Below are 14,765 nucleotides of genomic sequence, written 5' to 3' on the forward strand. Positions count from 1 at the left end.
AGGTAGGTTTTATGAAATCAAAATTTTTGCTGCGCAACGTGGTTTACGTGCTGGCCGCGGTCAACCTGCTATTTTGGTTGTGGAACGATGGTGGCTTGCGTTTCTTAGGCCTTGGTCCTAAACCCGTGCAAGAGCCGCATCGCTTAGAAAACCAAGTGGACCCAGAGTTGTTGACCATCAAGCCTGTGGCGTCTGCGTCTGCTTCACACTAAAGCTTAAGAAAAAAAGCCCAACGCACATCACATGCGTTGGGCGCGTCAGAGACGTAGGCGCTTATTGGCGAATCAAATAATCAAACGCTGACAAAGCTGCTTTTGAGCCTTCACCCGCAGCAATGATGATTTGCTTGTACGGCACGGTGGTGCAGTCGCCCGCTGCAAACACGCCAGGCATGCTGGTGTGGCCTTTGGCATCGATCACGATCTCGCCAAACTTGCTCAACTCCAACGTGCCTTTCAAGAACTCGGTGTTGGGCACCAAGCCGATTTGCACAAACACGCCTTCGAGTTCGATGTGGTGCACAACATCCGTGGCGCGGTCTTTGTAGCTCAGGCCATTGACCTTCCCGCCTTCGCCCGTGATTTCGGTGGTTTGGGCATTGGCATGGATGGTCACATTGGGCAAGCTCTTGAGCTTGTTGACCAACACGGCGTCGGCTTTGAGCTGGTCGGCAAATTCAATCAGTGTCACGTGTTCGACGAGGCCAGCCAAATCAATGGCTGCTTCCACGCCTGAGTTGCCGCCACCAATGACCGACACGCGCTTGCCTTTGAACAAGGGGCCATCGCAATGGGGGCAGTAGGCCACGCCTTTGTTTTTGTACTCGGCTTCGCCGGGCACGTTCACATTGCGCCAACGTGCGCCAGTAGACAAGATGACGCTTTTGGCCTTGAGCACGCCGCCGTTTTCTAAGTGCACTTCGGTCAGGCCGCCGGTTTGTTCGGCAGACACAATTTTGCTGGCGCGTTGCATGGCCATGATGTCCACGCCGTAGTGGTGCACTTGCGCTTCAAGGTCAGCGGCGAGCTTGGGGCCGTTGGTCTCGAGCACCGAGATGTAGTTTTCAATCGACATGGTGTCGTTCAACTGGCCGCCAAAGCGCTCAGCCGCAATGCCCACGCGAATACCTTTGCGAGCGGCATACACAGCAGCAGCAGCACCGGCTGGGCCACCACCCACGATCAACACGTCGTAAGGGGCCTTCTCGCTCATCTTCACCGCGTCGCGAGCGGCGGCGTTGGTGTCAAGCTTGGCCACGATTTCTTCGACGCTCATGCGGCCAGAACCAAACACTTGGCCATTCAAGAACACCATGGGCACAGCCATGATTTGACGGTCTTCCACTTCCTTCTGGAACGCGCCGCCTTCGATCACCACGGTCTTGACCTTGGGGTTGACGATGGCCATGAGCGAGAGCGCCTGCACCACGTCGGGGCAGTTGTGGCAGCTCAGGGACATGTAGACCTCAAAGTTGAAGTCGCCATCTAGGCCCTTGATGCTGTCAATCACATCTTGTTCCACTTTGGGTGGGTGGCCGCCGGTCCATAACAGGGCCAACACCAAGGACGTGAATTCGTGGCCGAGTGGCAAGCCTGCAAAGCGCACGCCCTGTGCTTCGCCTTCACGCACCACGGCGAAGGATGGCTTGCGTGCATCGTTGCCCGAGGTGTCGAGGGTGACTTTGTCAGACAAGCTCACGATGGTGTTGAGCAACTCGCCCATGTCTTTGCCGGTCTCGCTGTCGTCGAGTGAGGCGACCAACCGGATGGGCTGGCGCAGCATGCCAAGGTATTGTTGAAGTTGGGCTTTGAGTGTGTCGTCGAGCATGGTGTTCTCCTATTTCGGGGTGCATTAACTCAAGGTCATGCGCTTTTGGCGCTGTCCTTGTTGGTTAAAAGGTTGGGGGTGATTCGCTGAGTACAGCGCATGCCGGCTCGTGGTCAGTATGCGCTGCGCTCAACGACCTGCGCTAGCAGGTGTGTTGATCTACGAACGCCCTGCTTTCGCAGGGTTTGATTCAGTGGGCAAAAATTAGATCTTGCCGACCAAGTCGATGGAAGGAGCCAAAGTCTTCGCGCCTTCTTTCCACTTTGCTGGGCACACTTGGCCTGGGTTAGCGGCGGTGTACTGAGCGGCAGTCAACTTGCGCAATGTCTCAGACACGTCACGAGCGATTTCGTTGGAATGGATTTCCATGGTCTTGATCACGCCGTCTGGGTTGATCACGAAAGTGCCGCGCAATGCCAGGCCGTCTTCTTCGATGTGCACGCCAAAAGCGCGTGTCAACTTGTGTGTGGGGTCGCCGATCAATGGGAACTTAGCTTTGCCCACAGCAGGTGAAGTCTCGTGCCACACTTTGTGTGAGAAGTGTGTGTCGGTGGTGATGATGTACACCTCAGCGCCGGCTTTTTGGAAAGCAGCGTAGTTGTCAGCTGCGTCTTCGATTTCTGTTGGGCAGTTGAAGGTGAAAGCGGCTGGCATGAAAATGAACACGTTCCACTTGCCTTTGAGCGTGGCTTCGGTGATTTCAACGAACTTACCGTTGTGGAAGGCTTGGTTCTTGAACGGTTGGATTTGGGTATTGATCAAAGACATGTGGTTTCCTTTGGGTGGTTGATAAAAACTATCGAATGAGAAAAACTCATTGACGTGAATGATAGACAAAATTTCTCAGGCTGGTGATTGTTTGTCTCAATGAGACCGATTGACGCAGCCTTGCGTGGCGGTGTCAGTGCGCTAGGTCACTTGGTCAAAATAAGTTTGCCAAAGCGCGTGGTCTGTAGGCGGTAGACCTCACCCAGATGCACGATCTCCAGCACGCGCTGGCCGCCCATCAGCTCTGCGCTGTCTACGCGCCGCGGTGCCAAGGGTGCGGTCACCGTGGCTGGCGCTGGCACATGCTGCGGAGCCGATGTGGCTTTTGAGGCCGATGCGGGTGGGCGAGTGCTCATGGCTTTAGTGATGGCGCATCAAGGTTTTTGCGCGATGAAATTTACCTTGGCCAAGCCTGCGCCTTGTAAGGTGCTGAGCGTTTGCAGCACGCGCTCGTAAGGCACAGCGCGGTCGCCGCTCAGGCGCACCACGGGCTGAGGATCAAGCGTGGCGGCTTGCTGGGCTTGTGCTTTGAGTGCATCCTCCTCAACTGCCTTGCCATTCCAATAGGTGCGGCCTTGCGCGTCGATGTCCAAGCGCACGGGTTCGGCAGGTTGCTGTAGTGCAGCGCTGCTGGCACGCGGCAGTGTCAATGGCACTGAGCTGTGAACGGCGGGCACGGCCAAGATGAACACAATCAACAACACCAACATCACGTCAATCAATGGCGTCATGTTGATTTCGGTCATCACTTCGTCATCGTCGTGGGAGGGTAAGAACGACATGCTCAAACTCCTGCGCGGTCACGCTGGCCCACACGCGCACCTGTGACCAGAAAGGCATGCAGGTCGTGTGCGAAGCGGTTGAGTTGGCCCAAGATGAATTTATTCCCGCGCACCAACGCGTTGTATCCCAACACCGCAGGCACAGCCACCACCAAACCCAGCGCCGTCATGATGAGTGCTTCGCCAATCGGGCCTGCCACGCGGTCCATGCCCACTTGGCCCGAAGCACCAATGCTGATGAGCGCGTGATAAATGCCCCACACCGTGCCGAACAAACCGACGAACGGCGCTGTCGAACCAATCGAGGCCAATACGGCTAAGCCTGCTTGCAAGTGTGCAGTGGAATCGTCAATGGCGTTACGTAAACTGCGCGTCACCCAATCGCTCACGTCCAAGCTGTCGTGCAGCTGCTCTTGCGTGGCGCGGTGGTGGGCAGAGGCTTCGTGACCTTGTTTGGCCAGGCTGTAAAACGGATTGGCGTCGGTGGTGTGCATCGCTGCGCCATCTAAGGCGGCCAAGCCCTCGTCCAAATTGCTGCTGTGCCAAAACGATTCCACGTTGTGCGCCATGCGCTTCAAGCGCACGATGTCGAGCGCCTTCATGACGATGACGACCCACGACAAAACAGACATGCCCACTAAGAGCAAAGCCACGATGTGGGTGATGACGTCGCCTTGTTGCCAAAAATTCAAAATGCCGGCTTGGTTTTCCATGATAGTTTCCAAAAATGCTTTCCGTAGGGCCGCCCCAAGGAGAGCAGAGCCCCCTCGGGGGGCAGTGAGTACACAAAGTGTCGAACGTGGGGGCTCATCACTTCATTCCAAAACAAAATTAACGGGGATGTTGAACCACATCGCCTCGGGTGTGCCAAAGCGTTGACCTGGCACAAACCGCCAGCGCATGACGGTGCGTAGGGCTTCTTGGTCTAAGCGGTCAAAGCCGCTGCTGGTTTTGATTTCGCCTTGTTGGGGCGAGCCGTCAGCAGCGACAAACACCCGAATGACGACTTGCCCTTGCTCATTTAAGCGGCGGCTTTGTTTTGGGTAAGCGGGCTTGGGATTGTTCAAGCCATGGGCCTCGCTGCTGGGCAGGCTGAAAGCGGGGGCGCCTTTCGCTTGTCCAGATTGAGCGGGCGTTGCAGCTGATGTGGCGTCCGCACTTGGAGCCGCTGGTGCACTGCTGGGGGTGGTCTGTTCAGCTTTTGTCGCGGCTGATTTAGGAGCAGCTGTTTGCGTGGCAACTGGTTGATGCTGCGCTTTTGCTGGTGTGTTGCTGACGGGGGCCAACACCATTTCCATGGCGATGCTTTGTTGGTTGTCGATGTCCGTTGTGCTGTGTGATAGCAAAAAAGAGGCGATGGCCAACACATGCAACGCCACCACGCACAGCACCACGATGGCGGTGGTTTGTTGCACGGGTGGCTGCGCCGATGCGTAGGCGAGTTGCAGCATCAGGTGTCCGCCCACATGCGCAAGAGGTTGTGATACACGCCGGTTTGTGTCACCGTCTCGGGCAGTTCGCCATATTGGTCGCGCAAGCTCAAGATGCTCATGTCGAGCTCGTACAGCAAGCGTCGCTGTTCGTCGCTGCGTACCAAGCTTTCAATCCAAAAGAAGCAAGCCAAACGCTCACCGCGGGTGACGGGTTTGACTTCATGCAAGCTCGTTCCTGGGTAGATGACGATGCTGCCTGCGGGCAGCTTGATGCTTTGCTCGCCATAGGTGTCGGCGATGGTCAGTTCGCCGCCGTCGTAGCTGTCGGGGTCGCTTAAAAACACGGTGCACGAAATGTCGGTGCGCACGCGTTTCTCATGGCTCAACATGCGAATAGCGCCGTCAATGTGTTTGCCAAAGTAATTGCTGTCGCCCGCGTAGCGGTTGATGCGTGGCGTGTAAATCTTCTTAGGCAAGGTGGCCGAGAAGAAGGTGGGGTTCGCGTTGAGTGCCTTGAGCACCATCTCTCGAATGTTGACGGCGGCGTCACTGGTTTGCGGCAATTGCTCGTTGTGTTTCACCATCGCCGCTTGCCGGCCCGCCGTGCCAAGGCCGGGCTCCCATGGGGCATCTTTGAGCCAAGCACGGGCTTGGCTCAGCTGTTCGGGTAACAACACATCGGGCAAGGTGAGCAGCATGTTTGTTTCCTTTGAAACTCAGAACTTGTAAGAGCCCGTTACCTGCACCAAGCGCCCAGCACCCGGCACGTAATGGCCGCTGTACAACTGGTCGGCGTAGAGCTTGTTGGTGAGGTTGCTCACGTTGCCCTTGAAGGTGAGCTGTTCGTCGTAGCGGTACTCGGCCATCACATCGGCGGTGGTGAAGGCGGGGGCTTCCCAGCCAGGGTTGCGGTTGGGCGTTTGCGCGCCTCGATAGTTCAGGCCCGCGCCCACGCGCCACTGACCGTTGATTTGGTAGGTGTTCCACAAGGTGGCGCTGACGCGTGGCGTGAGCGAGGGGCGTGCGCCAGTGCGCTCGTTGTCGCTGCCACCCGGCGCTTTATAGGCTTCGTCAATGCGTGCATCGGGAATCCACATGAACGAGCCATAGGCTTCCCAGCGCGGTGTGATGCGACCTGTGAAATCCATCTCCAAACCCATTGCGTGGCGCTTGCCCGACAACACGGCGACGTCGACCAAGGGGTCGGTGTTGCGTTCGTGGAGTTTGGTGGAGTGAAACAGCGCGTAGCGTGTGGTGAAGTTTTTATCGGCCGAGTCAATCTTGGCGCCCAGCTCTAAATTGATGCTTTGCTCGGGCGGTACGTCGGCGTTGCCCGCCCCCAAAGAGTAGGCGTCGCCTGAGGTGTTGAATGAGGTGGCGGCAGAGAAGTGGTACGACTCACGTTCGCTGGGTTGGAACAATGCGCCTATGCGCTTGCTCCACTCGCCCACGTTCATTTTGTAGTTGCTCAAAGTGCCGTTGCTTGCGTTGGCGGCGGGTGGAGCAAACGTGTTGTAGTTGCCATTAAGGCTGTCGTAACGCAAGCCTCCCAACAGCTTCCAGTGCGGGGCAATTTGCATCAAGTCTTGTGCGTACACCCCCCAAGCGGTCGAGGTGTATTGGTTGTTCACGCGTAAAACGCGCACGCCTTCATTGACCCAAGCGCCATCGTCAGGCGTGCCGACGGATGTGTTGGGTTTGTTCAGATCAACGCCGCCCAAGCCTTGTGCGGCAGTGCGTGCGGCATAGACGGTTTTTTGTTCGCGAGCCACATCAATGCCGCTGAGCAATTCATGCCTCATGCCCAGGGCATCAAACTTCGCACTCAAGTCGCTTTGCATGTACACCGAGTCCAAGTCTTGAATCTTGTTTTGCGTCCCGCGTGTGAGTGCCGTGTTGGGTCCAAAGTTGGACAAGTTCTCGCCTGCAGTTAGTCGAATGGTGCTCGCGCGTTGGTCACGCGTGTAAGCACCTCGACGCACGCGCGTGGTGAGTTCGGTCTCACCGTCAAAGCGGTGCGTGTGTGCGAGCGTGGCATAGGTGGCGGTGCCGTTGTTGTAGTCGCTGGCCATGCCATAGTTGCTCGTTGGGCTCACGGGCAAAAGCGTGGTGGCGCTGGTTGGACTGGTGTTGGTGGGCTTGATCCACGGCATGCCGTAATTGATGCCGTTGTTGTTTTCTAAGCGGTAGAGGCTGGCGGTGAATTCATCACGTTCGCCAATGCCCCATCGGTAGCTGCCAGCCAAGCCTTGCTTGTCGATGCTGCTGCCCGCGCCGTTGTTGTCGGCGGTGGTTTTCATGGCGCTCACGCGCAGGGCCGAGCTTTCACCGGTTTGTTGGTTGAAGTCACCCACCACGCGGCGGTGGTTGTGGCTACCCACGGTCATGTCGATTTGGTTTTCATCCATCAAGCGCGGCATTTTGTTGACCATGTTGACGGCGCCACCTGTGGAGCCGCGGCCAAACAACATCGAGGCCGAGCCACGCAACAGTTCAACACGGTCTAGGTTGAAGGTGTCGCGGTCGTAAAACGCGGGGTCGCGAATGCCGTCCACAAAAATATCGCCCGTGGTGGACAGTGCAAAGCCGCGCAAGCGAATGTCTTCTTCGCCACCCTCTGCGGCTTGAAAGGTGATGCCTGCGGTTTGCTTGAGCGCGTCCTTGACGGTGTCGAGGTTGCGGTCATCCATCATGCGCTCCGTCACTACTGTGATGGATTGCGGAATGTCGCGCAGCTTTTGTTGGCCCTTGCCAATGCGGGTTTCTGTCGCGCGTAAGCTGTCTTTGCCTTCGGCCACTTCAGCTTTTTCACGCACGGTGACGGTGCTGAGTGTGTTCTCGGTCTGCGCGTGAACAGCACCTGCAAAACTAGCCGCTAGCAACATGGCGCCTAAGGGCAAAAGTTTGGCGTGTTGCGTGGCTTGTACGCGGGTGTTGCGAGACGCAGGTAAAGACAGACGGCGTCGGTTGAGCCGCGAACGAGTGGTCGCCATGGAAGAAGCTCCGAAAGTAGTCGCCGAACCAAGTCGGCAGTTGTGATCAGAGGCTGGCTACACGCCCTAGCACCGAGGGCGACAAACACGGGGTTTGTTGGCTGGCCGAAAAGTCAGGCGCTGTGTGCGCCTGGGGTGCTTGGTTTTTCTAGCGCCGTTGCGTCAACGGCGCATCGTGCGAGCGCTTACTTGAAGCCCACGCGGTCCAACATCTGTTGCACCTTGATTTGGTTCATGCCCACCGCGCTGATGGGCACCAGCTCGCTTTTGTAGTTGCCGCCCGTCATGGCTTTGAGGGCTGGGTTGTCCAACTTCATGCCTTTGACCACGGGCCACTCGTTGTTGCCGTTGGCAAAGTGGTTTTGTGCTTCGGGGCTGACGAGGTATTCCAAAAATTTCACGGCGTTGGCTTGGTTTTTCGCGTAACGCGCCACTGCACCACCGGCCACGTTCACATGTGTGCCCCAGCTTTGTTGGTTGGGGAACACCACGCCCACGCGCTCGGCCACCGCTTTTTCGGCGGGGTTGGTGGAGCGCATCAAGCGCGCCAAGTAATAGGTGTTGGTCACGGCAATGCCGCACTCGCCGCTGGCCACGGCTTTGATTTGGTCGGTGTCGCCGCCCTTGGGTGCGCGGGCCATGTTGTCGACCATGCCTTTGAGCCACGTTTCAGTCGCAACGGGTCCGAGGTGTTCGGTCATTGCGCCAAACAAACTCAGGTTGTACGGGTGTGAGCCAGAGCGGATGCAAAGCTTGCCCTTGTTTTTTGGGTCGGCCAATTCTTCGTAGGTGTCCACGTCTTCGCGTTTGACTTTGAGTTTGTCGAACACCACGACGCGAGCGCGGGTAGACAGGCCAAACCAAGCTGTGCCGCCGTCGTCGGTGGGTTTTGAGCGCAGCTGCGAGGGAATGGCGGTTTCCAATGTTTTGGACTTGATGGGCATGAACATGCCGTCGACTTCGCCCTTCCACAAGCGTGCGGCATCGACCAACAAGATGACGTCGGCGGGCGATGCGCTGCCTTCGGCTTTCAGACGGGCGATGATGCCTGCGTCGTCTGAATCGACGCGATTGATCTTGATGCCCGTGGCTTTGGTGAAGTCACTGTACAGCGCCTCATCGGTCGGGTAGTGACGGGCCGAGTACAGGTTGATGACCTGATCATCGGCGACGGCTGACGCGCTGAACAAGCCACCAGTGACAACTGACAAGGCCAAAGACAAAACAGACAGTGTGCGACGCATGAAGCGACTCCAAGTTAAAAGCTTGGGCGCAGTGTACATCAAATGCGAATCATTATCATTTGATTTAGATCAAATGCCCCCGCTGGATGTGCAGGTTTTGTCGCGAAGGCTTAGCGACGGCTGGGTTGTGGCTTAGCTGCGACGCAGCGTGCGGCTCAACAAGATGACTGGCAACAAGCCCACCAGCACCAAGGCCAGCGATGGCAAAGCGGCTTCACCCAAGCGTTCGTCGCGTGCCAGTTGGTAGGCCATCACGGCCAAGGTGTCGGTGTTGAAGGGGCGCAGCACCAAGGTGGCAGGCAGCTCTTTCATCACATCGACCAGCACCAGCAGCGTGGCGGCGGCCAGTGGCTTTTTGAGCAAGGGCCAATGCACGCGGTGCACCAGTGACAAGCCCGATGTACCCAACATGCGCGCACTGTCGTCCAGCGATGCAGGCACACGCGCATAGCCGCTTTGCACCGATTGCAAAGCCACGGCCACAAAGCGCACCAGGTAAGCCCACACCAAACCCAACACCGTGGCCGTGAGCCAAAACCCCACGCCCGATTGCGGCCACGTGGCTTGCACCCAACCCACGGGTAGCAGCAAACCCACCACAATCACTGCGCCCGGCACGGCATAGCCCAAGCTCACCACGCCCATGACTTGGCGCGTCAGCCAATTGGGGTGCAAACGCGCTTGCGCCGCCAGCAGCAGCGCAGCGCCCACAGCCAGTAAAGCCGTCATGCTACCCAGCGACAAGCTGGTGACAGACCATTGCACAAAGCGCGCCCAAGGCAAATCCATCATGCCGTCACCTTGCAACAAGGCGCGGAACATGAACAGCACAGGCAATACAAAACCGCACAACACGGGCAGCACACACAGCGTCGACACGAAGGCTGCAGACAGGCCGTGGAGCTTCAAAGGTTGTGATTCCGTGCCATGGCGATCAACCCGGGCACTGGAAAACCGCAAGCGCGATTGCGCGCGTTGCTCGGCCGCCAGCAAGACCACCACCACGACCAACAGCAAGGTGGCCAGCTGCGCCGCGGCAATGCGGTTGTCCATCACCAGCCACGCTTTGTAAATGCCAGCGGTGAAGGTTTGAATGCCAAAGTAGCTCGACACGCCAAAGTCAGCCAGCGTTTCCATCAAGGCCAAAGCCGTGCCCGCCGCAATGGCCGGACGAGCCAGTGGCAAGGCCACGCGCAAGATGCGGCGCGACAGTGGTGCACCTAACAAGCGGGCCGCTTCCATCAAATGGTTGGCGCGTTCAGACAAGGCAGTGCGGGCCAGCAAATACACATAGGGGTAAAGCGCGAGGGTGAACACACACGCCGCACCCCACACATTGCGCACCTCGGGAAACACCCGGCCTTCTATGCCAAATGCAGCGCGAATGGTCGTTTGCAATGGGCCGCTAAATTGCAAATAGTCGGTGTAGGCATAAGCCACCACATAAGCAGGCATGGCCAGTGGCAACAGCAGCGCCCACTCCAAACTGCGGCGCATCGGAAAGTCAAACAGCGTCACTGCCGCCGCAGACACTGTGCCCATGCTGATCACGCCCACGCTCACCAACACGCAGAGCAGCAACGAGGTGCCCACATAATCGGGCAACACCGTGCTGGCCATCTCGGCCAAGATGCTGGCCGAAGCGCCGTTCCACTGCACCCATGAAAACAGCACGGTCAACACTGGCAGTGCCAACAGCAAAGCCAGCACGGCCAACACGCAGCGTAAAAACAAGCGGGAGCTAAAAACCATGCGGCATTGTAGGTAGCCGCACAGCGTGTGGCGTTAAAGGCCGTCTCTACAATGGCAGTATGTTTTTAGATGTCGCCCAGCTCTCCGTCAGCTACCCCGAACGCACCCGTCCCTCGGTGGACCGCGTGACTTTGGGCTTGCGTGCTGGCGAAATGGGCGTGCTCATTGGCCCCTCGGGCTGCGGCAAAACAACGCTCTTGCGAGCAGTGGCCGGCCTGGAGCGTGTCAGCGCAGGCGAAATTCGTTTGGCGCAATCGGTGGTCAGCAGTGCCAGCGTGCATGCGGCACCCGAGGCGCGCCGCATTGGCATGGTGTTTCAAGACTACGCCCTCTTCCCCCATTTGAGCGTGCAAGACAACATCAGTTTTGGCCTGCACAAGCAGCCGCGCATAGAGCGCGAAGCACGTGTGCGCGAGGTGCTGGCGCTGGTGGGCTTGAGCACCAGTGCGCAGCGTTACCCGCATGAGTTGTCGGGTGGCCAGCAGCAACGCGTGGCCTTGGCCCGTGCGCTGGCACCTAAGCCGCAGCTTTTGTTGCTCGACGAACCCTTCTCCAACCTCGACGTCGAACTGCGCGAGCGCTTGGCTTTGGAAGTGCGCGGCATTTTGAAAGAGGCGCAAACCACGGCCTTGTTTGTGACGCACGACCAAATGGAAGCCTTTGCCATTGGCGACGTGATTGGCGTGATGTCTGAAGGCCGTCTGCACCAGTGGGATGACGCCTACACGCTGTACCACCGCCCAGCCACGCGCTTTGTGGCCGAGTTCATTGGCCACGGTGTGTTCACGCCGGCCACCTTGCGTGAGGTGAACAACCAAGTGGTGGTCAGCACGCCGATGGGTGATTTGGTGGATGTGGCCGAGTGCCCGCTGCCTTGTACGTTTGCATCAGGCGAGTGCGATGTGCTGCTGCGAGCTGACGACATCGTGCACGACGACGATGCACCCGTGAAAGCCGAGATCATCCGCAAATCATTTCGCGGCTCGGAGTTTTTGTACACCCTGCGTTTGAAGACCGGCGAAACGGTCATGGCCCATGTGCCCAGCCATCACGACCACACCTTGGGCGAGTGGATTGGCATTCGCGCCGAGGTGGACCATGTGGTCACCTTCAACCGTGCCTGCCCTGTGAACGGCAACGACTTGTGCAACATGCCATGTGCCGAGCACGAAGCGCCGCATGAGCAAGCCCAAGTGCAGCCCATTCACTTTCACGAAAAGTCATCGGCTTAAGCCAATCCCCTGCGTCTGAAAAGCGGCTTGCGAGCCGCTTTTTTACGCCTGTGTATTTGAGAAGCGAACCGTGAACCGCGCACCCGGCATGGCCTTGCCGGGCGTTGCATCTTCCAGAGTCACCACGGCGGCGTGCTGGTCGGCAATTTCCATCACGATCGGCAGACCTAGGCCAGAGCCATCAGCCTCGGTGCCCAAGGCACGGTAGAAAGGCTGGAACACCAAATCGCGCTCAGCTTCAGGAATGCCGGGGCCCGAGTCTTCCACTTGCAACACCACCACTTTGCCAAACTTGTCAGCCAGCAAGCGCACGGTGATCACGCCAGGGTTGTCCTCGGTGGAGGGTGTGTAGTTGATGGCGTTGTCCACCAAGTTGCGCACCATTTCTTTGAGCAGCGTGGGGTTGCCCATCACGCGCACGCCCGTGCTGCCCGATTCCACGCCTTCGTAGCCCAGGTCAATGTGCTTATCCATGGCGCGGGGCAGCGAGTCTTGAATCACGTCGCTCACCAAGCTCACCAAATCGCACGAGCTGCGTGCAATGTGCGTGCTGCCGCTTTCCGCGCGGGCCAGCGATAGCAGTTGGTTGACCGTGTGCGTGGCCCTGATGCTGGCGCGGCCAATGAGCTTGAGTGATTGCTTGAGCTCATCCGCACTCGAGTCTGCGCGTTGCGCCAAATCGGCTTGCATGCGCAAACCTGCGAGCGGCGTTTTAAGCTGGTGCGCTGCGTCGGCCAAAAACCGTTTTTGGGTGGCGATGGATTCTTTGAGCCGCGTGAGCAAGTCGTTGATGGAGGCCACCAGTGGTGCGACTTCTTGCGGCACAGCTGACTCGTCGAGTGGGCTTAAATCATCGGGCTTGCGTAAGCGAATGCGTTCTTCGAGCTTGTTCAGCGGGCGAATGCCACGCGCCAAAGCCAGCCACACCAACAGCACGGCAAGCGGCAAGATGACGAACTGCGGCAGCATGACGCCCTTGATAATTTCGGTGGCCAGTACCGAGCGCTTTTCTAAGGTCTCGCCCACCTGCACCAACACGGGCTTCGCGCCCGGCATATCCACGCGTACCCACGTATAGGCCACGCGCACATCGGCGCCTCGCATTTCATCGTCGCGAATGCGTACTTCGCCTGGCAGAGGTTGCTCTTCGTCGGGCGGAAGCGGAAAGTCGCGCTCGCCGCTGACAAACTCGCCGCGCGTGCCCAGTACTTGGTAATAAATCAAGTCGGCTTCGTCGGCGCGCAAAATTTCGCGTGCGGGCAAAGGCAAGTTGAAATACATACGCGTTTGGTCGCTCTTGACGAGCTGCGCGAGGGCTTGCACGTTGTATTCCAAGCCCCGGTCAAACGGACGGCCCGCAATGTTTTGTGCCACCAGCCAGGTCAGCGCCAAGCTGACCGGCCACAGCAGCAGCAGCGGCGTGAGCATCCAATCCAGAATCTCGCCAAACAGCGAGTGTTGCTCGCGCCTAAACAACTTTGCCATGCAAGTGAGGTGTGTTTAGCCCGGAATTTTTTCGAGGCAGTAGCCCAAGCCGCGCACGGTGGCGATGCGGATGGGGCCCTTTTCAATCTTCTTGCGCAGGCGGTGGATGTACACCTCAATCGCGTTGTTGCTCACCTCTTCGCCCCACTCGCACAAGCGCTCTACCAACTGGTCTTTGCTCACCAAGCGGCCGCTGCGCTGCAACAGCACTTCGAGCAAACCGAGTTCACGCGCAGACAATTCCACCATCTTGCCGTCGATGGTGGCGACACGACCGGTTTGGTCATACACCAGCGGGCCATGTTTGATCGATGACGAGGTGCCGCCCATGCCGCGACGCGTGAGCGCGCGCACGCGGGCTTCGAGTTCTTGCAGGCTGAAGGGCTTGGCCATGTAGTCGTCGGCGCCGTAGTCCAAACCTTTGACGCGCTCTTCCACGCCGTCTGCAGCGGTGAGGATGAGCACAGGAATGGATGAGCCGCGTGATCGCAAGCGTTTGAGCACTTCAAGGCCGTGCATTTTGGGCAGGCCTAAATCCAGGATGAGCAAGTCAAACTCATCGGTGGTCATCAAGGCGGCGTCAGCTTCAGAGCCGCTGGCCACGTGGTCGGCCGCAGCGCCAGACGCACGCAAGGTGCGCAACAGGCCATCGGCCAAGACCAAGTCGTCTTCTGCAATCAGGATGCGCATGTTGTTGTCTCCAGCTTTGTTCGCGTTTTTAGAGGTGTCAGGCATGTGATTCTAGGCTGGAGTAACCGCCTGAATAGGCTTCCAGACCTAAGCTCACGACCGTGGCCACGTCTGCGCCCACCTCTTGTTTGAACTCGGTCTCGGTTTGCGCCACGGCTTGCTCAAAGGCCCGCAGCCAAGCCAGTCCCGTTTCGGTGAACACAATGCGCCGCGCGCGTGCGTCTTGCGGGTCAGGTGTGCGCTGCACCAAGTCCCACGCTTCGCATTGTGTGACGAGGTCGCCCATGGCTTGCTTGGTCATGCCGGCGCTGGCTGCCAAGTCGATCAGGCGCGAGCCCTCAAGGCTCAAGTGGCGTGTGATGTGAATGTGTGCCGCGCTGACCTGTGATCGAGCCGCGAGATTTGACAAGGCCAGTGGCACATCTTCGTTGTGTGCCATCAGGTGCAACACGCGGGCATCAAAGCGGCGCATGGCATGGCCCAGCAGGCGGCCTAGATGAATTTGCCGCCAGTCTTGCTGGATGGAAAAGGTGGGTGCAGAAGCCATTGGCATATAGTA

15 protein-coding genes are annotated in these 14,765 nt (G+C 58.3%); 2 read left to right on the forward strand and 13 right to left on the reverse strand.

What is annotated here, in order from left to right; genetic code table 11:
* Positions 1-11: 11 nt before the first annotated feature.
* Positions 12-212 carry a hypothetical protein gene (locus tag RMR24_RS06140; RefSeq protein WP_310614200.1) on the forward strand — a complete coding sequence of 67 codons (201 nt, stop codon included), beginning with the start codon at positions 12-14 and terminating at the stop codon, positions 210-212.
* Positions 213-273: 61 nt separating this feature from the next.
* Here the strand turns inward: RMR24_RS06140 and ahpF are convergent, their stop codons facing one another.
* The 10 genes from ahpF to RMR24_RS06190 all read right to left on the reverse strand — a co-directional run bounded on the left by ahpF (position 274) and on the right by RMR24_RS06190 (position 10,799).
* Positions 274-1,827, reverse strand: a complete 1,554-nt coding sequence (gene ahpF / locus RMR24_RS06145; RefSeq protein WP_310614201.1) for an alkyl hydroperoxide reductase subunit F — start codon at positions 1,825-1,827, stop codon at positions 274-276.
* Positions 1,828-2,031: 204 nt separating this feature from the next.
* Positions 2,032-2,595 carry an alkyl hydroperoxide reductase subunit C gene (gene ahpC / locus RMR24_RS06150; RefSeq protein ID WP_310614202.1) on the reverse strand — a complete coding sequence of 188 codons (564 nt, stop codon included), beginning with the start codon at positions 2,593-2,595 and terminating at the stop codon, positions 2,032-2,034.
* A 146-nt stretch (positions 2,596-2,741) separates the two neighbouring features.
* The gene (hemP, locus tag RMR24_RS06155; protein WP_310614203.1) at positions 2,742-2,951 is read right to left on the reverse strand and encodes a hemin uptake protein HemP; all 210 of its coding nucleotides are present in this window, start codon (positions 2,949-2,951) and stop codon (positions 2,742-2,744) included.
* Between the two features lie 18 nt (positions 2,952-2,969).
* The gene (locus RMR24_RS06160; protein WP_310614204.1) at positions 2,970-3,377 is read right to left on the reverse strand and encodes a biopolymer transporter ExbD; all 408 of its coding nucleotides are present in this window, start codon (positions 3,375-3,377) and stop codon (positions 2,970-2,972) included.
* A 2-nt stretch (positions 3,378-3,379) separates the two neighbouring features.
* Complete coding sequence (locus tag RMR24_RS06165; protein WP_310614205.1) at positions 3,380-4,090, reverse strand: MotA/TolQ/ExbB proton channel family protein; 711 nt, start codon at positions 4,088-4,090, stop codon at positions 3,380-3,382.
* Positions 4,091-4,192: 102 nt separating this feature from the next.
* Entirely contained in the window at positions 4,193-4,828 is a 636-nt protein-coding gene (locus RMR24_RS06170) for an energy transducer TonB (protein ID WP_310614206.1), read from the reverse strand.
* Positions 4,828-5,508 (reverse strand): Fe2+-dependent dioxygenase, encoded by a 681-nt coding sequence (locus tag RMR24_RS06175; protein ID WP_310614207.1) that lies wholly within the window; start codon positions 5,506-5,508, stop codon positions 4,828-4,830. The genes RMR24_RS06170 and RMR24_RS06175 overlap by 1 nt, the downstream gene beginning before the upstream one ends.
* Before the next feature lie 18 nt (positions 5,509-5,526).
* Entirely contained in the window at positions 5,527-7,803 is a 2,277-nt protein-coding gene (locus RMR24_RS06180) for a TonB-dependent siderophore receptor (RefSeq protein WP_310614208.1), read from the reverse strand.
* Between the two features lie 185 nt (positions 7,804-7,988).
* The gene (locus RMR24_RS06185; protein WP_310614209.1) at positions 7,989-9,047 is read right to left on the reverse strand and encodes an extracellular solute-binding protein; all 1,059 of its coding nucleotides are present in this window, start codon (positions 9,045-9,047) and stop codon (positions 7,989-7,991) included.
* A 132-nt stretch (positions 9,048-9,179) separates the two neighbouring features.
* On the reverse strand, positions 9,180-10,799 hold the full coding sequence (locus tag RMR24_RS06190; RefSeq protein WP_310614210.1) for an iron ABC transporter permease: 1,620 nt from the start codon (positions 10,797-10,799) through the stop codon (positions 9,180-9,182).
* Positions 10,800-10,858: 59 nt separating this feature from the next.
* On the opposite strand from RMR24_RS06190, the gene RMR24_RS06195 reads away from it, so the two are divergent.
* On the forward strand, positions 10,859-12,031 hold the full coding sequence (locus RMR24_RS06195; RefSeq protein ID WP_310614211.1) for an ABC transporter ATP-binding protein: 1,173 nt from the start codon (positions 10,859-10,861) through the stop codon (positions 12,029-12,031).
* A gap of 42 nt (positions 12,032-12,073) precedes the next feature.
* On the opposite strand, the gene RMR24_RS06200 is transcribed toward RMR24_RS06195, so the two are convergent.
* Genes RMR24_RS06200 through RMR24_RS06210 form a run of 3 tightly spaced genes read right to left on the reverse strand, consistent with a single transcriptional unit; the run spans position 12,074 to position 14,753 of the window.
* The gene (locus RMR24_RS06200) at positions 12,074-13,516 is read right to left on the reverse strand and encodes a sensor histidine kinase N-terminal domain-containing protein (protein WP_310614212.1); all 1,443 of its coding nucleotides are present in this window, start codon (positions 13,514-13,516) and stop codon (positions 12,074-12,076) included.
* A gap of 15 nt (positions 13,517-13,531) precedes the next feature.
* A complete protein-coding gene (locus RMR24_RS06205) occupies positions 13,532-14,206 on the reverse strand; it encodes a response regulator transcription factor (protein ID WP_108283676.1) in 675 nt (224 codons plus the stop codon).
* 37 nt (positions 14,207-14,243) lie between these two features.
* Positions 14,244-14,753, reverse strand: coding sequence for a MarR family winged helix-turn-helix transcriptional regulator (locus RMR24_RS06210; protein WP_310614336.1), 510 nt, complete (start codon positions 14,751-14,753; stop codon positions 14,244-14,246).
* Between the last annotated feature and the right edge of the window lie 12 nt (positions 14,754-14,765).

It is taken from the genome of Limnohabitans sp. (genome assembly GCF_031539105.1).
GTDB lineage: Bacteria > Pseudomonadota > Gammaproteobacteria > Burkholderiales > Burkholderiaceae_C > Limnohabitans.